This window comes from Sphingomonas sp. Leaf257 (assembly GCF_001422185.1).
GTDB classification, from domain to species: Bacteria; Pseudomonadota; Alphaproteobacteria; order Sphingomonadales; family Sphingomonadaceae; genus Sphingomonas; species Sphingomonas yabuuchiae.
In genome coordinates, this window is the sequence record NZ_LMMH01000007.1 from 37,474 (window position 1) to 55,440 (window position 17,967).

Genomic DNA, 17,967 nt, shown 5'->3' on the forward strand with positions numbered 1-17,967 from the left:
TGATCACGTTCACGACTGCGACCCCGGTCGTCGAAATTCGCAAGAGACGATGCTCGCCCCCCTTCGGAGGGTCAGCTCGCGGGCCGCACGTCGTTTCGCGAATGATCTTGGCAATCCCAAAGCATGGTCCAGCTCGTCGCCGATCAACGACGCACTCAGCGCGCCCGAAACGATGCCCTCGACGAGGGCCGGCAGCTCGTGGTCGGCGACTGTCGAGCCCCCCGTCGTGTCGCCCGCCAACTCGCTTGGTAGGCGGGAGAATCGGCTGAAGAGGGGTTCCAGCATCTGACGATCGGTCGCGGCAAGCCAGCCGATCAGCCGGCCCACGCCGGTCTGTGCGAACGTGTCGAAGACGAGGTCGACGAGGCCGGCTTCATCGATGTCGCCTGCCCTCAAGGCTCGGACACCGCGCCGGACGTCCTCCAGAAGCTGGCCGATGCCGTCGTCCGCGACGGCTGCCTGCAGGTTGGCCGCGGTGCCGAAATGATGGGTGATGCTTCCGTGCGCCATGCCTAATGCCCCGGCCACGCTCTGAAGCGTGATCGCTGCCGGCCCGAAACGCTCAAGGATATCGCGGGCAGCGCCGACCGCTTCGCTGCGAAGCTCGTCCGGATGACGCCGGCGGCGACGGGGAGGCTCTATTGTCACTGATGACAATATAAGTTAATGCCGTGTCGGTGTCAATGACGATCAGCGGAGACGACGCGGATGCCTAACGATAGCGCCGGCCATACCTGCGCCTTCGATGTGATCGCCTCCGACATCGATCACATGGGCCACGTCAACAATACGGTCTATTTACGCTGGATACAGGAGGCGGTGATCTCCTTTTGGCACCGGATCGCGCCCGGCGATGCGCTGGAGTCGGTTGCCCGGGTCGCGATAAAGCATGAGATCACCTATCGCTGCCCCGCCTTCCTAGATCAGCGCGTTGACTGTCAATCGGCGTCCAAAAGGGACCCCCTACCGGCGTCCAAAAGGGACCCCCTTCGTCGAGCAGCGTACCGGGGATGACGGGCGCACTGTTCGCGCTGGTTGCGGCGTAGGGCGGGCGTAGCCCGACGGGAGGCGCAACCAGCGCGAAGCGTTCTCTGCCGGTGTCCCAGGCGTCAGCTTCGATGTTTGAAGCGCCAGCTGTCGTTGCCGGTTTCGACGATGTCGCAATGGTGGGTAATTCGGTCGAGCAGCGCGGTGGTCATCTTGGGGTCGCCGAAGACGGTGGGCCACTCACCAAAGGCCAGGTTCGTCGTGACGATGACTGAAGTCTGTTCGTAGAGCTTGCTGACGAGGTGGAAGAGCAGCTGACCGCCCGAGCGGGCAAACGGCAGGTAGCCAAGCTCGTCGAGCACCACGAGGTCGAGGCGCGAGAGCTGGGCCGCCAGCGTGCCGGCCTTCCCAAGGCGGGTTTCCTCCTCGAGCCGGTTCACCAGATCAACCGTGTGGAAATAGCGCCCGCGGGCGCCGGCCCGTACCACATTGGCGGTGATGGTGGTGGCGAGGTGCGTCTTGCCGGTGCCCGTCCCACCGACCAGCACGACGTTGCGCCGGCCCGGAAGAAACGAGCCGCTGTACAGCGAGCGTACCGCGTGCCGCTCTACACGGGCGGTGCGATCCCGGCGATCCAGGCGGGTGCGGACGGCGCGGTCGAGGTGGCCCGCGCCAGGCAGGCGGGTGGTCGCGACCTGTCTCGCGTCAGGTTGGTCCGCACCTATTTCGGTCAGCAGGTTGCCGCCCAGCTGACCCGGTCGACGCGCGAGACGCTCGCAGGGTTCGATCGGCATCTGTCGGATGCCGTGAAGCTCGAGCAGAACGGGGTCATTCCCCATGCGCGCGTCCTCCAGGTTCAGGTCGCCCGCGACGCCGCCGAACGCGCCTTCATTCGCGCGCAACTCGAGGAAGCGACTGCTGCCGACGCACTGTCGCGGTTGCTGGACCGACCCGCCGGCGTCGGCGCATCGACGCCGCTGTTCGTCAATTCGCAGCCGCTGCCTCCCGTCGGCACATTCCTGGAGGGCATAGACGCGACGCCCCGGGCCCGCGGCGCCGACGCAGCGCGTGACATCGCCAGCGCGGGGGTCGGCCTGGCGAAATCGCGCTACCGCCCGCAAGCCTTCGCGTTCGGCAGCTACAACGCCAATCGCGACAATGCGCTGCCCACGGACACGCGAAACCGCGACCGCTCTGTCGGCGAGCGCCGTCTATGCCGGTTCGGCGCTTGCCTATTCGGGCGCGACGTTACCGCTGAACGGCGCCAACGCCTTTGCCCACATCTGGAGCAACGTGCTGCCGCTGAACCCAACTCAGTCGCGGCGGGCTGCCCGTCGCGGTCACCACCGAACCGTTGTTCAATCGGACGGGTGGTTACAAGGGCTATGTCTTTCCGGCCGTAGCGGTGATCATCGTTCAGCAGACGCTGCTCTTCGGCGCCGCTACCTTCATGGGCGGACGACGCCGCTCCGGCGCATGGCGGATGGGTGTCGCGGAGTTCTGGGGAACGCTGGCGGCGTTCACGTCGGTAGGCATCCTGGGATGCTATTTCCTGTTCGGGTTCATCTTCTGGCTCCAGGCTGTGCCCGTCGATGGCGACATTACCGGCATGATGGTGATGGTCCCTGTCTTCGCCACGGCGGTTGCTGCCCTAGGGCTGCTCATCGGCAGCGTGTTCGATTGCGCCGAGCGGGCAACCTACATCCTGGCACCGACCTCGGTGCCGTTCTTCTTCCTCACCGGGACCGCCTATCCGCTCGATCAAATGCCGGGCTTCGTCGCCGCCCTCTCTCACTTGATCCCGGCCACCGCCGGCGTCCACACGTTCGTCCCGTTGAACCAGATGCATGCGCGCCTGAGCGAGGTCACGATCCCCGCCTTGACCCTTGCAAGCCTCGCCCTCGGCTATGCCATGCTGGCGTATTCGCGCCTCGTCGGCTTCGGCGCGATGGTCGGGACGTCCGCCACCGAGGCCTGAATGGAGGGCAATCCTCGCCAAGGAGCGCAAGCTCCACCGTTTCCGCGGCTGTAGTGTATCGCGCACTCCTTCTAGCCGCTCGTAGTGGCTGCGACCTCGCTTCGCATGGCCACGAGACTTCGTGTCGCTGATCGCTGCCACCTGCATCGATAGTTGCCTCACGTAGAGACCTGGTCGAGTCAGCAAGAAAGGGAACCATTCGGTTCCCCTAGGTGTTGTTGGTGGGTAATTGCCGGGAAATGGCTGGGCCAAGCGGCGCCGCGACCGGCGTCGGGACATGGGCAACAGACGAGGTCAGGCTTTGAAAGCACCGCTTCTCTATTCGTCCGACATCGAGACGATCGCCGAGGATGAAGATCGCCTGACGGCCGAGATCGTCGAGCAGATGGCGGCCGGGAACCGCTGCGCTTTCGAGCATCACCGCCATGCGATCCGCGACGCGCATGCCAAGTCCCATGCTGTCCTGAGGGGCACGTTGACGGTTCACGACGATCTGGCGCCGGAACTGCGGCAGGGCATCTTCGGACACCCATGCACCTACGGCGTGGTCGCACGGCTGTCCTCGGCGCCCAGCGACATTCATTCGGACGCGATCCCTGCGCCGCGAGGATTCGCGATCAAGGTGATCGGCGTCGAGGGGGAGCGGTTGTCGCCCGATATCGGGGGCGCCAACCAAGATTTCTTGATGGTGAACTTTCCCGTCCTCGCCTTTGGCACCATCGCCAAATACAAGCTGATGCTGAGCCTTCTCGAGGCGAATGCGCATGCGCCCGACACCTTCCAGCGGCTGATCGCGGGCACGGCGCGGGGTGCCAAGAAGACAGTGGAGGCGTTCAGGATGACCCCCGGGGCGACACTCGAAGGTTTGGCGCGCGACAACCATCATCCGCTCGGCGAGAGCTACCACACTCAAGGTGCCATCCGCTTCGGTGACCATGTCGCCAAGCTGGCGCTGTCCCCGGCTTCCGAAAACGTGCGGGCTTTGACGGGGCAGCCGGTTGGCAAGGCGGATTTCTCCACGATGCGGGATGTTCTGGTCGAGCATTTCGCCGGGCAGGGCGCGGAATATGCCCTGTCGGCGCAACTCTGCACCGATCTGGCGGAGATGCCGGTCGAGGATGCGGCGGTACGCTGGGACGAGAAGGTGTCGCCGCATCGCCCGATCGCGACGCTGCGGTTCGCAGCGCAGGACGCCTACGCCCCGGCACGCCAGGTGTATGGCGACGACGTCCTGTCTTTCAATCCATGGAACGGCGTAGAGGCGCACCGCCCACTCGGCCAGATCATGCGCATCCGCCGGGCGGCTTACGAACGCTCCACCAGCTACCGCCATCGGATGAACGCGCGCCCCCGGATCGAGCCTGACCGGCTCGATGACATTCCCGATTGAACAAGCAGGAGGTCGTGATGACCACAGACAACAAGGACCCGCGCCTCGCGGATGAGAGCAAGCTTCAGGAAATCCGTCGCCGGGTGGAGGAAGTCGCCGCCGATGCACCCCACCTCGCCAAGATCGCGCTCGAGGCGATGATCCGCAAACATAATCCGGACCTGAAGGGCAGCGCCCGGTCGGCGGGCCGCGCCGGCAAGCAATCCGGCAACGTGTCCGAACTCACCGCCATCGCGACGCTCAAGCCGGGCGGCGCAGAGCGCCTGCGGCGGATCTTCGATCTCACCGCCGGCAACATGGACGGGGCCCAGCGCGTCTCCACCCTGCACGACATGCGCTTCGTCTTTTTCGACGATGATACGCGCATCCTGTTCGCGACCGCCTACGACGGCGACTGGGATGCCTACATCAATGACTTTGCGACCAAGATCCCCGAACTCATGGACCTTCTGTTCGCCAACATCGAAGGCTGGCCGGGTATCGACAGCCCCAAGGTGAAGGATTTCATCGCCGACCACCAGATCGACGCTGCCGGCTGGTTCGTTGCCAATCCGCAGGTGACGGTGGTCGACGTACGCCGTTTCCAGCGAATGGATAAGGCGCTCAACGCGTTCCTCGATGCAGAGGCCGCCAACATGGGCATCGACCCGACGACCAAGGCGGCGCTCGGCCAACTTACCGACGCCATCTCCAAGCCGGAAGGGGTGGATTACTGACATGAGCGTTCTGGCGGACCTGAGGGCGCGCTTCAGCCGGGAGCGGGTCAAGCTGCAGCTCGACGACATCCAGGCCCTGATCCTGCGATCGCGGCCCGAGCCCTATGTCGGCTTGCACGCGATGCTGCACGTCGATGAGGCGGAAGGCGGTCGCGACCTCGTCCGCCGACTCGCGCCGCATATCCCCGCGGCCGACGATTGGACGGACGACATGGACGCTTGGACCGGCGTCGCGATCAGCCATGCCGGCCTGAAGGCGCTGGGCGTGCCAGAGGCATCGCTGAAGAGCTTTCCCCTCCCGTTTCAAAAGGGCATGGCCGCCCGAGCCGAGCAACTGCGCGACTTCGGCGAGAATGCACCCGACCGGTGGGAAGATGCCTTTCGGCCCGGCACCTGCCATATCGCGCTGACGATCTATGCCCGCGACGAAGACGCGCTTGAAAAGGCGATCAAAGTTGCCATGACCGAGTTGGAAGCCTCGCATGGTGTCACGCTCGTCGGCACGCACAGCTTCGGGGCGGATGCCGATGCCAAGAACCCTTTCGGATTTCGCGACTCCATCTCGCAGCCGACAGTGGCGGGCGGCGGGGTGGACCCGCGGGGCGACGAGCGCGCGATCGCGGCGGGCGAGTTCATCCTGGGCGAAAACAGCGAGACCGGCGCGCCAGTCGCAATGCCCGAACCGGCCCCGCTCGGTCGCAACGGATCGTTCGTGGTCCTGCGCAAATATCAGAGCGCGGTTGGCGCCTTCAACGATTTCATCCGCGCAAACGCCGACAGCGAAGCCGACCAGGAGAAGCTGGCGGCCAAGATGTTCGGCCGCTGGCGCAGCGGCGCGCCGCTGATCCTGGCACCGGATCATGACGACGAGGCGCTGGGGGCGGATCGATCACGCAACAACGACTTTAATTTCGCGGAAGATCCCAAGGGACTGGTCTGTCCGCATTCAGCGCACATGCGCCGTCTGAACCCGCGCGACAGCCAGTTGACGATCCTGACCGACGTCAACATTCACCGCATCATCCGGCGCTCTTCCACCTTCGGCCCCAAGTGGACTCCGGACGTGACGGCGGCCGACGATGCGAAAGACGATCGCGGCATCTTCTTCATCTTCATCAGCGCGCGGGCGTACGATACGATCGAGTTCCTCCAGCAGGAATGGATCAACCGGGGCAACTTCATCGATCTTGGCACCGAAAAGGACCCGATCGTCGCGCTGCACGAGGAGCCCGGGACCTTCACCATTCCGCAGGAGCCGGCGCGAAAGCGCGTCAACGGCGTGACCACCTTCAACCGTCTGATGGGCGGCGAATATCTCTTCATGCCGTCGCTGACGGCGCTCCGGTGGATCGGTGAAGCAGGCTGGCACTGATCCGTCCAGCGGGCCTGAGGGGCGCTCGCAATACCGTTCGCATCGGCATGCCATCACCGTTTCGGCGGACGCGATCGACGAACTGGGCCACGTCAACAATGCTGTGTACCTGCAGTGGGTGCAGCAGGCGATAACCGCGTACTGGCGCGCGGTGGCGAGGAAGGAAGATGTCGACCGGCTTCGCTGGATCGTCGCTAGTCACGAGATCTTCTATCGAAAACCGGCCTATCACCGCGATAGTCTCATCGCGACGGTTCAGATTACCAAGCACACAGCGTCGCGAGCATGGTTCTCGACGCATATCGGCAGGGACGGCGAGACGGTCGCCGAGGTGCACTCGACGTTATGCTGTCTCGACGCGAGCTCGGGTCAACTCGTCCGCATCACTCCGGACCTTGCGCAGCCGTTCTGCCTGTAACACGCCGGGCCTATGAGGGGCGGTTAACCCTGGCGAGCAGCTTGGGTCGGATGGTGCGGCGCAGCCCGCGAGCAAGCTGCGCCACGGCCGATCATGCTCAGCCTCTGGGCATCGTCGGAACGGCTCGAGCGGTCGTCGCCGACGCTGACCGGGACCGATCAAAGCTCGGAGCGATGTAAGGAAGAGCCGCGATGGTCGGTGAAAAGAGAATGCCGAAAAGCCAACGCGGTCGGATAGGCCGGCCGAGTGCCAAAGAGGCGGCCAGTCTGGAAGACCGGATCCTGGCCGCCACTTGGGACTTGCTGCTCGCAAAGGGTGCCCGCGAACTCTCGGTCGAACGGATCGCACGTGCGGCTGCTGTCAGCAAGAAGACGATCTACACACGCTTTCATGGCCGCAGTGATCTCTTGATGCGCCTTCTGCGGCGCAAGCTTGAACTGGAAGAAAGCGGACTTCATGAGGACGTGGATGCGGAAGACTTTCGCGATGCATTCTGCAGCGTCGGGAGGCGTATCCTGGCCTTCTTGATCAGCGCGGAGCGTCAGGCGATCGCAGCGGTGCTGGCGGAACTACCGGACGCGCGGCATGATGCCTGGACCTCTACCTATGCTGTCGGTCTGCGCGCAATTGATGCCTTGCTAGCACATCCGGGAGCCGCGATCGCGCTAGCGAATCTCGATCTTGCGACGTTCCGTCATGCTTTGTTGCAATGTCTGATCGGTCGGGCGGAGAACATGCTGCGTGCTCCTGAGTCAGATCAGCCTATCAGCGAGGATTGGATGAAGGCCTTGGCAAAGCTCTTCATACGGCATGATTCGTAACCGCGGTGGTGACTGCCATAGCCAATAGCCTTGGCAGGGTAGAACGGCCTCGCCGCATCGCTCGTCTCCATCTGACGAGCTAACCTACAAATGGCATGATTTCCGGGGAGCAGGTCATCAGGCTTGAACGCACCCAGATTCTTGAGGTGAACCGAACCCAGCACCGAAACCTGCGTCTTCTCCCCGGCCACCTTGGACTTCCAGGCACGCGGATCAAATGCCGGGTCTCGCGCGATAGCTGCACTTCCCAGCGAAAGGCAGACCAATCCCATTATAAGTGCGCGCATCTGTAGCCCCCCTGTGCCCCGCGACCAGTGGCACGTTCTGATCGCCAAACACCAGTCGTTATGCCGAATTAGTGATTTCCGCTGCGACGCCTTCCCGATTGGGAAGGTCGGCCGGGAGGACGGTACGCCTATCAGCGCGCAGTTGACCGCCCGGGGCCATTTTCCCGAAATATGTTCCCGATTGCCTTTTCCCAAAATGCTGCCTCGGACATGGAGTTTCGGGAAAGGCCGACCGCCTGAAACCGGGCGTGACCGAGCCCGCTGCTGGCGCAGCGGGTCCGGGGTCAGGAGCCGGGAGGTGATCGCATCAGCGGGGGCAACGCTGCGCTGTTTGGATGGCTCCACGCTGCCCCCGCTGCTACCAGACGGTGTCGTTTCTATGTGGCGAAGAATATGTCTTCTCTAACTCACAGGAACATACGTTTGTGCTTGCAGACCGTTTACCAGAACTCTCGACCGCCGCGTATTTCACGCCAGGCATTATCCCACTTCACTCCGGCCTCGCTGCTGACCGGTCGAGATCCAGGCTCAAAGCCAGTCATGGCGTCATCAATGTGCTGCGATGGCGTACCTGTATTGAACGGTGCGATCCGACGCCGTCGAAGATGCCAGACATAGGCCTTCTCGTGCTCGCTTGCCGGCTCGGCCCTCCCCCAAGCCACGTCCTGAAATTGGCGCTGTGCAGCGCTCCTGGGGCGCCGCTCGCGCAGTCGCAGCGCTTCGTAAAAGCCTAAATGCGTCGCCAGTAGCTCCTCGTACCGAGCAGCGACGCTAGGATCCTCTACTGCCTCCTTCGCCGTCATCGCGCTTCCTGCAACGTCGGAGAGAACAAACACGGAAAGCCGCTCGCTTAGTTCAATGCGGTCTGCTACGCTTTGCAAGCGTAAATCGCGCCTGGTTAAGCCGATCGGTGCAGGAGGAGCGGCCATGTTGAACCACGATACTGGTCAGATGGACTGGGATGCCGGCCGGGCTCAAGGGCCAGCATTCCCCGCCTCGTCCTTCTCGGTCAATCCGGACAATCTTTTCGACCCCTCGACCCCCCGCGGCAGAGAGTTGCTCGACGAGGTTTACCCATCCAGCACCGCTGATGTGAAAAACGAGGTGTCGCCGCACGCACGTTGGATCGTTGCTGCCGTGCTGATCGTCATGTTCATCGGCCTATTCCTTATTCCCGGGCATTCCTAAGCTGGAACCGCTTGGGGTCGACTGGCCTGCCATCTTTCCAAAGCTCGTAATGAAGGTGCGGGCCGGTCGACTTACCCGTGCTTCCCACCCGGCCAAGAACTGAGCCCGCCTCAACGTTACTACCTACCGGAAATGCCGACCGGTCCTGCATGTGGAAGTATTTGCTTTGCGATCCGTCGCCATGCTGCAGCACTAGGTAGTTCCCAGCACCGCCTCCTTGAAAGTCATTCTTCACCACTCGGCCGGACGCTGGCGCACGGATTTCAGTGCCCAGTGCTGCCGCGATATCGACGCCGCGGTGATGATGCCCCGGTTGCCCGGTCACCGGGTCTATGCGGCCCCCCATGTTAGAGCTCAATCGTCCGGAGATCGGCAGCGTTGCCCGCTCTCCCTGCGGTAGCTCGTAAACGTGGCTTGTTCCCTGGCCCATGCCCAGCGTGTCGCGCGCCCAATCACGCGCTCCCTCGACGCCGGGGAGAGTCGTCGGGATCCATGCGTCATTCCGCTCCCGAACGTGGTTGCCCAGGCGTCCGGCCGTAACCTTAGCGTCGTCGACCTGGTTTCCAATTTCGAAGGCCTGACGGGTGATGCGTGCCGAGGCGTTCGGGATCGCGTCCGAGACCTCACCCGCGAGATCGTGATCACGTGAGCTCTCGCGGATAGATACATCAGGTCCCTGCGCAGCCACACTAGCAGCCCGATGTCCGCCCCACTGGCGAACACCAGCCGCAGTCGTCGACGCGGGACCATGCAAGGTCCCACGCAGATGCTCCGGAACGCTGACGCCGAGCTCGTCCCGCACCTCGGCAACTCGTCGCTCCATGAAGTCGCCAAGGAGGATGTCTCGGACCTGCTCCTGCTCCCGAGTACGCGGCATCACCATGCCGGGCGTCCAGCCAGACTGCGAAAGGTTGTCATCCTGCAGCAACCGCTCTTGCGCGTACGTGACGAACTCCTGGGTCTCGTTACGGCTGAGCGACCAGCCCCTCGAGGAGGCTTCACGAACGTCGTTGCTGACGCGCTGGAACGTCTCCTCCGCGCGAGTCGCCTCGAGCGAAGCCGACCGCGATTCACCAACGCTAACCCCAAGCTTTTGCGAAAGCGATCTTACTTCGCTGTCGCCACTCGAACTTGTCTCACGGAAGAAGTCGTCCCGTGCTGCCTTCGCCTGGGTAGAATTAGTCTCCCTTGTGAGATATTCCTTCATCTCACCGAGGGCTTGATCACCGCTTACTGTTCGGCCGGTATTTTCGGATGCTATCGAGGCAAGCCGCATAGCGAGGCCGCCCTTGGCACTGACGTCAGCAAACTTATTCTTCCAAACCTTAGCAAGTGCTTCAATGCCTGCATTTGCATCGCCAGTAGTTTGAGTGGCGCGCGAAACCAGCTGACTGTCCGCCTCACTCAAGCCAAATCGGCTGGTGAGACCATTCGCCATACCCCTGGATACGTCAGTCATTTTAGCGACGCTATTGTTGAACCCCGAGCCGGTCTCAGTCGAACTCCCGCGACGCCGTTCAGCCGCGCTGAGCAAGTCGGTTGCCGTCGTAGCGGTCGCATTCCAGGACTGCGAAGCCGTGTTACGCAACGAGTCCGTATGAGATTGGCCGTCCGATAGAGCCCTGCTCATCTGGCTATCGAAACCGGCCGTGCGCGTTGGCGTAAACCCGAGGCGCGAGATCCCCTGCGACGTGTCGAAGGCGTTGGACCCGTCCGAGAACCCGTACGTCACGCCGCCATCGGCGTTCGTGAAGGAGCTGACGGCATAGCCCGAGTTGAACTTCGGCTGATCGTCGAACTTGTTGGCTTGCGTGTTGTTAGCCGTGAGATTTTGGAACGACGTGTTCCCGTATGAATAATTGCCTGTCGTCCGCTCGGTTGCGGCCTGCTCCGCGGCGCTTTGAGCGGGCTGCAGCATCGACGTCGCGTGCCCGGCGATTGCCATAGCGCCACGGGCCATCCCGCCGGCAATGAAAGGCACGCTCATCATCAAGAAGCCTGCCAGCGTCGTGATGGACTCGTTCACGCTTGCCATTCCGTCGACCACAAGCAGGCTCGGCCCGGTTGGCGACACGGCGTGGTAGAGGCTTGCTGCCCTGCTCATCACGAACATGTGCAGGATGACGTAGAGCGGCCCCCAGGAGGCGAGATAAAAGAAGCCGGTCGCATAGCCCTTCAGCGTCTGCACGCCGGTGCGGGGGAACAGGAACAGCGGGAAGAGCACCGGGAACATGGCGTAGAAAACGACGGTGAGGACGATCCCAAGGAGCGGCACCCAAGTCATCGCCTGCTGCGCGATGGAGGTGTAGGTGTTCTTCGCCTGAGCGTCAGCGCGCTGCGCCGCATAGGCGTCCCAGCCGGCCTCGGAGAAGCTCTCGCGCGCCGCGAGGAAGGCGTCGATCATCGAGACCTGGCGTAGATAGCTATACGCGTCGCCGCTGGATCCATGCATCTCCTTCGCGACGATCGGCAGATCGTCTTTCAGGCGCTGTGCCGCGATCTCATCAACAACGCCTGGATAGGCGCTCTTGGCGAAGAAGGGGATGTCGTTGTCGTACTCCGCTTTCCACTGGTTGGACATCCGGGTGTAGGCTTCGTTGCACGGGATGATCGAGTTTTCCGTCGTGTCGGTGCCGGTTGACGTTATCCAGCGTTGGCTGCGCGCCGGCGACCCCGGCCCGATATCTTCCCAAAGATGGTTGGACTTCGTCAGCTGGTTCATCGATTTGAAGCCCAGCAGCACGTCGTAGAACGTACATTGCTTCAGGTGCTCGTCGATGTTGGCGCGGAATACGCTATTGGTCAGCTCGAAGGTACGCGCCTTGTCCATCAACCGCGCGCCGTAGATCATGCCGTTGGTCGACAGGGCGAGCGCGTTCGGCATGACGAAGACCGTCTCGGCCGACCGAGTCAGCCAGTCACCGGCCTGGCTCGTGAAAGATGCCATGACGCCGAGACCAAGCGGGACGTTGTCGACGACGGCCGGCGCGAGCCCCGGGTTGATCCGGTCGGTGACCTTGATCGTCACCGTCGGCACCATCAGCATCATGTAGATGAGGGTCGACTGCAGGAACCAGTTGAACCAGGCACGCCAGTCCAACGAGAAGGCGACCACGAACAGCGAGTAGGTGAGCCCCATCACCATCACGACCTGGAGCATTGAGCGGTAGCCCCCGCCCCCGCACCACGCCGCGACCGCGTTCAGCACGTTGACGATGAACTCGCCCCCGCCGATCGTGAAGACTTCAAGCGCGCCCATCGTTGTCGCTCCCTGCCCTACTGCTTACCGGAGACCCTGCGAGCTCAGACCGCGTCCGAAGCGAAGCGAGGCAGTCATCTGCGGGCTCATGGTGTTCTTCAGCGTCGATTCCAGGAACTGCGTTTGCTGGATGACACGGTAGGTGTTCTGCACGTCGGCCGACATCTTCGTGCTCCGGCGCGCCAGCTCCGCCTTCACGTTGTCGACTTGCTTGCGCCACGTCTCGAACTCCGTGGTGGAGACGTAGGCGGCACCCTGTTGCGACTGCGAGATGACGTCGAGCATGCGGTCGAGCATCGAGATGAGCATATCGATCGCCACCATCTCGGACAAGGTCGCCTTGTCGCCCGAGCCCAGCCCCATGTGCGCCGCCTCGTTGACCACCAGGATCTTGTAGAGCGGGATCGACGTCATCCCGAGGAGGTTGATCTCGTCGCCGGACAGCGCGGCGTTTGAGCGGATCTTCGCGCTCATGCTATCCATCATCTTCAGCACCCGGGTGCGCAGCGCCACTTCGGTAGGGATGCTGAGCTTGGTCGACGTCGGGCTGATGCACCCCTTTTCATCCGTCGTGTCACACGACCACACATCGGTCGGCGCCGATGCCGTGCCGTCGAGAAGAGCCTGGTACGTGTCCCAGCTTGCCGGAGCGATGAAGCGGAAGCCGCCCATGCTGTCGGCCTTCTTGGTGGAATCGTAGATGATCGTGCCGACCATCGTCATCAGGAACTCGGCATATTCCTTCGACGGCTTGGTCGCGCTTTTCGCGTTCAGCGCATACCAGGTATAATTCTTCGACTGGACCAGCTCGGCAGCGTCGCCGGCCTTGGCGATCGTGTCCTCGCGCTCGCCCTTGTTCGTGCAGCCGTGACGGGCCGACGCGGCATCCGAGAAGAAGCCTTTGGCGCCGCCCACCTGCTGGCAGATGGTGGAGCTAGCGCCGTCCATCTTGGGCCAGATCGATCCGATCGCCTGTTGCGCGGCCTCGCAGCTCGACATGTTGAAGGCGTTGAGCGCCTGAACGCGCTGGCTCATGTCCTTCATCACCCCGCCGATCTGCGCGGAGATGCTGTCGATCGCGAGCTGGAACGCGAAGCCGATTGCGTTGTTCGCTGTCGCCTTCAACGTGGCGACCATCTCGTCGGCGTTGATGAAGCTGAAGCTGCCGGCGAACAGATCGATGCCGCCGCAGCCTGCGCGCGCCGATGGCAGCGCCACGCTTACCGGATTGATCGACTTCTGGGGGAACCGGCTCCACACCGAGCCGCCCGAGTAATAGCCAGCCGATTGGCCGTTGAACGCGGTAGGACCGGTGACGTTCGCCGACGCGCCCGCCGAGTTGAAATAGCTGTTCATCTCCTGCCCGACGTCGGCCATGGCGGGCTGCGAGACGAGACCGAACACCGCCAGCAACATGGTCAGCTGCGCGAAGGTCGCTGCGGTGACCCTCGCGAGGCGGCGCGGGGTGAGGCACTGGATCAGCCGGCGCATCAGAAGTCACTCCCGGGTTCGACGCTGGTGAGGGTGAAGATGCGGTCCATCACCTCGTCTGCGGCCATGACACCGTACCCGATTGGCATCGGACGCTTGGTGACGGTGTCGAACAGGACGAGAGCAGGCACCTGGCCGCCCTGCATGCCCATCGCGCGGTATTGGCCTGTGTCGACGGTGAAGTTGGGGAACGTCTTGGACGGGCCGCCGTCGAGCGAAACCGCCATGACCGTCAGACCGAAGCGATCCGAGACGCTTCGCATTATCGGCCCGAACACCTCGCACGCCGCGCAGGCGGAGGAGTAGAAGTAGAACACGCCGTAGCGCTTGGAGATCGATCCCAGCACGCGGTTCTTGTCCGCGGTGCGCGTGTCGAGCCATGTCCGCTTGCCCAGCTGATTGACCGGGCGCTGCAGCGTGTAATCCAGCTCCGGATTCTGCCAGATCGACCGGCGCCACATGTCCGCGAACGACGAAGCGCGGTTGAGCTGCTGCCGCTGGTAGCTGATGTAGGAGGAGACGTTCTCCGGCGTCGGGTCGAGGATCGCCCTCGCCTTCTTCTCGTCCAACTCCTTGCCGATCGCCGCCAGCTGCTCGGCCGCGGACTGCGCCGGCTGCGCCGCCTTGCGATCCGACGGGTTGGGCTTCGGCTTCTCACAGTAGAACCACGTTCCGAGCTTACGCTCCCCGCAGTAGAACGCGTCGCCCATCTGGCTGGCGACGCGGCGGTCATCCTCGTCGCGGACGGCGTCCGGCCTACCCTGCCCGCGCATCGTCACGCTGTCGGATAGCTCGGACGACGCTTCGTCGCCGGCGATCGGCTCTTCCGCATACCGAGCCTGGGCGATCGCCGCTGGTGGCACGATCGCGCCAGCGGCAAGCGACGCGACGAGAGCGAGCGTGAGTGTGGTGCGCATTATCGGTCCCCGTCCTTGTGCTGGTTTCCCTCCTCACTCGCCTTGCGATCGAGGTAGGCTTTCATCGTCGAGAGCATGTTCGGCTCCTGGGCCGAGACGAGCTTGGTCACGTCGTCGGCGAGGATCCTGAACAGCGAGCCGTAGAGACCCATCACGATCCTGGCGGTGTGCCGGCGCGGGTAGAGCGTGTCGCCACGCCGCAGCACGTAGTTCGCGCGCACGAGCCGGCCCGCAGTGGGCTCGAGATCCGAGACGCCAAGCTTGCAGTCGAACCAGGCGTCCAAGGTCGGAAGCAGGAAGGCCAGCGGGTGCGGCCCGGCACGCATAAGCGCGATCAGCAACGCGAACTCCATGACCGACATGTCGGTGAAGCGGCGATGACGGTCGAAGGGCGCGACATCGCTCATTACGGCTTCCTCGTTTCGTAGTAATCCTTGATCCGCTGCTGGATCATGGTCGACGTCGCGAGCTCATCCGGAAGCCTCGCGGCGTCGGTGAACTCGGCAACGACCTCAGAGAAGTCCATCACCGAGAGGTTGAGGCGCGAGAACTCGTCGATCGTGAACCCTTCGCACGTGCCCTTCTTGGCGCTCCCCCAAGGCTTGCCGAGCTGCGGTCGGCCCTGCTCTTGGAGGATGCGCGTCAGCTTGGATGCAAAGCAGCAGTAAGCATCCTTCGACGTCACGCAGATGCCGAGAACCTTATCCGAGCAGTAAGACCCAAGCTTGTGGCAGAGACCCTTGTCGTCCTTCTCGTCCAACTGCTTCTCGGCCGAGCTGCATAGCCAGGGGGTGAGCAGCGGCACGCCCTTGCCCGAACAGCAATTCGAGGCACCAAAGATCTTCTTGTTGCAGGTCTCTCGGGTGCCCGAGAACAGCGTCAGCGTGTTCTCGTTGAACTCCGCATTGGCCTGACCCAGCGCGTGAAGCCCGACGACCGCGTCCTTGAACTCCGTCGACGCCTCGCGCTCGACCGGCTCGCAGTCGCCGTTGATGCAATAGACGTCGTTGCCGCAGATATACTGCTTCGCGTCGTCCTGCTTATCGGGAAGCGGGCATTTGTAGACCTTGGTCGAAACCTTGCACGGACCGTCCTGCGGATCGTCGAGGCACTCGTCGCGAACGTAGCTGCACTTTGGATTGCCGGCGAGGCTGGCACAATCCGAGGTCTGGATCATGCTCGTGCAGGTGTAGGTGCGTTCCCAGTTCCAGCACGCGCGGGTGACCTGAACCCCATTGATCGTCCGGGTGGTCGGATCCGGATCGACGCAGGTCTCGCCCTTGAACTCGCAGGTCTTGCCGCTCGTCGCCGCGTTGCACATGGCCTCGTTGCGCCGCTCGTTCACGACCTGACCGGTCGTCTCGGTTGCGTAGTAGCGCTGCACGGCCGGGGAGTCGCACTCGTACGTGATCTCCTCGCCCTCTTCGACGTCGGGCTCGTAGCACTTGGTGATCGTGCCTTGACGACAGACGTTGTAGAGAACCGTGGCGCGTGATCGCTCGCGGCAAATGCCTTGGGCGACTGGCTGCGTGAAAGCCGGCGTGCAACGCCGAGCGGTGTTGTCATTGGACATCGGGCGGCGACCCACCCAGTTCTCGCAGGTATAGATGTATTTGGTCGAGCCCGGGATCACGTCGACGACGAGGGGCGTGCGGCAGATCGCTTCGCCTTCCTCGACCTTCGTGCCCGAGTTGCAGCTCGCCTCGTAATAGCCGGTGCTGCCGCTCGGCGGGAGCGGCTTGCAGCTGCCGTCGGTTGCGCCCATCGATTGTCCGTCGAGGTAGCTGTTCGGATCCTTCTCGACGTCCTGCGCACGGGTGATCTCGTTTGGTGCGAGCGTCACCTTCACCCGATCCGGATCGGTGACCATCTTCCAGGCCACGTTGCTGCCTACCGCGGCGTTGCCGGCTGCAGTCAGCCCGTCGGGATCGTCCGCATACGCCTCAGCGGGGTTCGCAGCCGGCGAGTAGCCCGGGACACTGGTCAGAGGCGTCGACGTGGGGAGACTGGCGGCACTAGCGCGCGCCGGCTTCGCGAGCGCCTTCGCATCTGCGCGGGCTTTGTCGAGGTCGCCTTTGGGGAAGACATAGGGCTGACCCTGGATCTGCGCGCTGGGCTGCTGAACCGCCTGCGCGCGGACAGCGGCCTGAGCGGTCGACTGGGTCGGCGCCTGGGTTACCGACAGCGCCGGTGCCGAGGTGACACGAGGCTTCGGTGTCGGCGTGGGCGTCGGCGACGGGGCGGTGGGCTGGTTGAAGTAGGTGTAATCGTCCATGTCATAATAGCCGCCGCCCGATTGGGTCTGCGCCTGGCCGCTCGTCTGAGCCTCCAGCGCGACCGGCACCGCGAGCAAAGCGGCGAAACCGGCGAGGATGGCGCGGCCCCCAGCCATGGTCAGGGTGCCCGGCCGAGGTTGGCGAGCGCGGTCTTGGCGATCAGCGCGCCCGGCCCGTTCGCGTCCGAGAAGGTCTCGAGCGCATAGCGGACCGTCACGTTTCCGACGATCCGGTCAAAGGGTGGCGGTTCGCTGCGACAGGTGAGCCCATCGCAGGGCGTGAAATCCGTGGAGGTGACGACCATCGCCGGCACCGCATCGACATTGAAGGCCCGGAAGAGCCGCGGATCGATGCCGATCGAGGCGAACTGCTGATCCTTGGTGACGACCTTGGAGAGCGCGGCGATGAAGGCCTTGCCGGAGTTACCCGGGAAGCCACGAAAGACCACTACGCCTCCCGCAGCCGACGTGTCGGCGATGATCTGCTTGAGCGCCTGCTCCGGCATCGAGGTCGAGACGAAGACCATGAACTGCGGGGCGCTCCCGCGATTATCCTTCATGTTCGCCGAGGCAGTCTGGATCATCTCGTCGAAATCGACGGCCCCCGCCGGCCCCTTGGGCAGCTTCGCGCGATCGATCGTCCGCACCTGCTCCATCGCGACCGCGTGCACCGTCTCCGCGTCCTTCCGGAACGCGTCACCGCGCCGCTGCACTTCGGTCGAAAGCGCCTGCGCGTCGGCCGCCATCGTCTCCGAGCGCGCGCGGATCGCGTCGAGGTTCAATCCTTCCACGGTCTGGCCCAGCACCGCCGCACCGGTGCCCAACGTCGCGAGAGCGGCAGCTGAGAGAAGGAGCTTGCGCATGGGGA

The 17,967-nt window shown here is 63.6% G+C and carries 17 protein-coding genes and 1 pseudogene; 9 read left to right on the plus strand and 9 right to left on the minus strand.

What is annotated here, in order from left to right; genetic code table 11:
- Positions 1-9: 9 nt before the first annotated feature.
- A complete protein-coding gene (locus ASF14_RS06425; protein ID WP_056433085.1) occupies positions 10-510 on the minus strand; it encodes a hypothetical protein in 501 nt (166 codons plus the stop codon).
- Between the two features lie 198 nt (positions 511-708).
- On the opposite strand from ASF14_RS06425, the gene ASF14_RS06430 reads away from it, so the two are divergent.
- Positions 709-1,014, plus strand: a complete 306-nt coding sequence (locus ASF14_RS06430) for an acyl-CoA thioesterase (RefSeq protein ID WP_056433088.1) — start codon at positions 709-711, stop codon at positions 1,012-1,014.
- 95 nt (positions 1,015-1,109) lie between these two features.
- Here ASF14_RS06430 and istB read toward each other — a convergent pair.
- Positions 1,110-1,583: pseudogene (gene istB / locus ASF14_RS06435) on the minus strand (IS21-like element helper ATPase IstB); the annotation flags it as partial.
- Positions 1,584-1,586: 3 nt separating this feature from the next.
- On the opposite strand from istB, the gene ASF14_RS21325 reads away from it, so the two are divergent.
- From ASF14_RS21325 to ASF14_RS06465, 7 genes are all read left to right on the plus strand, one after another.
- Complete coding sequence (locus tag ASF14_RS21325; RefSeq protein WP_236696957.1) at positions 1,587-2,390, plus strand: TolC family protein; 804 nt, start codon at positions 1,587-1,589, stop codon at positions 2,388-2,390.
- Positions 2,342-2,965: an ABC transporter permease gene (locus tag ASF14_RS06440; protein WP_236696958.1), complete on the plus strand. Its 624-nt coding sequence runs from the start codon at positions 2,342-2,344 to the stop codon at positions 2,963-2,965. The genes ASF14_RS21325 and ASF14_RS06440 overlap by 49 nt, the downstream gene beginning before the upstream one ends.
- A gap of 301 nt (positions 2,966-3,266) precedes the next feature.
- Entirely contained in the window at positions 3,267-4,355 is a 1,089-nt protein-coding gene (locus ASF14_RS06445) for a catalase family protein (RefSeq protein ID WP_236696959.1), read from the plus strand.
- A gap of 17 nt (positions 4,356-4,372) precedes the next feature.
- A complete protein-coding gene (locus ASF14_RS06450) occupies positions 4,373-5,071 on the plus strand; it encodes a hypothetical protein (protein ID WP_056433221.1) in 699 nt (232 codons plus the stop codon).
- A 1-nt stretch (position 5,072) separates the two neighbouring features.
- On the plus strand, positions 5,073-6,443 hold the full coding sequence (locus tag ASF14_RS06455) for a Dyp-type peroxidase (protein ID WP_056433092.1): 1,371 nt from the start codon (positions 5,073-5,075) through the stop codon (positions 6,441-6,443).
- Positions 6,424-6,861, plus strand: coding sequence for an acyl-CoA thioesterase (locus ASF14_RS06460; protein ID WP_056433095.1), 438 nt, complete (start codon positions 6,424-6,426; stop codon positions 6,859-6,861). Before ASF14_RS06455 ends, ASF14_RS06460 begins: the two co-directional genes overlap by 20 nt.
- 191 nt (positions 6,862-7,052) lie before the next feature.
- On the plus strand, positions 7,053-7,682 hold the full coding sequence (locus tag ASF14_RS06465) for a TetR/AcrR family transcriptional regulator (protein ID WP_082442114.1): 630 nt from the start codon (positions 7,053-7,055) through the stop codon (positions 7,680-7,682).
- Between the two features lie 727 nt (positions 7,683-8,409).
- Here the strand turns inward: ASF14_RS06465 and ASF14_RS20670 are convergent.
- The gene (locus tag ASF14_RS20670) at positions 8,410-8,898 is read right to left on the minus strand and encodes a hypothetical protein (RefSeq protein WP_236696960.1); all 489 of its coding nucleotides are present in this window, start codon (positions 8,896-8,898) and stop codon (positions 8,410-8,412) included.
- On the opposite strand from ASF14_RS20670, the gene ASF14_RS06470 reads away from it, so the two are divergent.
- A complete protein-coding gene (locus ASF14_RS06470) occupies positions 8,897-9,157 on the plus strand; it encodes a hypothetical protein (RefSeq protein WP_056433121.1) in 261 nt (86 codons plus the stop codon). The genes ASF14_RS20670 and ASF14_RS06470 overlap by 2 nt on opposite strands.
- Here the strand turns inward: ASF14_RS06470 and ASF14_RS06475 are convergent.
- From ASF14_RS06475 to trbC, 6 genes are all read right to left on the minus strand, one after another.
- Positions 9,138-12,416, minus strand: a complete 3,279-nt coding sequence (locus ASF14_RS06475) for a conjugal transfer protein TraG N-terminal domain-containing protein (RefSeq protein ID WP_056433124.1) — start codon at positions 12,414-12,416, stop codon at positions 9,138-9,140. The genes ASF14_RS06470 and ASF14_RS06475 overlap by 20 nt on opposite strands.
- Before the next feature lie 24 nt (positions 12,417-12,440).
- Positions 12,441-13,907, minus strand: a complete 1,467-nt coding sequence (locus ASF14_RS06480) for a conjugal transfer protein TraH (RefSeq protein WP_056433127.1) — start codon at positions 13,905-13,907, stop codon at positions 12,441-12,443.
- Positions 13,907-14,680 (minus strand): conjugal transfer protein TraF, encoded by a 774-nt coding sequence (gene traF / locus ASF14_RS06485; RefSeq protein WP_375272568.1) that lies wholly within the window; start codon positions 14,678-14,680, stop codon positions 13,907-13,909. The genes ASF14_RS06480 and traF overlap by 1 nt, the downstream gene beginning before the upstream one ends.
- Before the next feature lie 143 nt (positions 14,681-14,823).
- Positions 14,824-15,231 (minus strand): hypothetical protein, encoded by a 408-nt coding sequence (locus ASF14_RS06490; RefSeq protein WP_056433140.1) that lies wholly within the window; start codon positions 15,229-15,231, stop codon positions 14,824-14,826.
- Positions 15,231-17,216, minus strand: a complete 1,986-nt coding sequence (locus ASF14_RS06495; protein WP_056433143.1) for a conjugal transfer protein TraN — start codon at positions 17,214-17,216, stop codon at positions 15,231-15,233. The genes ASF14_RS06490 and ASF14_RS06495 overlap by 1 nt, the downstream gene beginning before the upstream one ends.
- Positions 17,217-17,218: 2 nt before the next feature.
- Complete coding sequence (gene trbC / locus ASF14_RS06500) at positions 17,219-17,962, minus strand: type-F conjugative transfer system pilin assembly protein TrbC (protein ID WP_056433147.1); 744 nt, start codon at positions 17,960-17,962, stop codon at positions 17,219-17,221.
- Positions 17,963-17,967 lie beyond the last annotated feature (5 nt).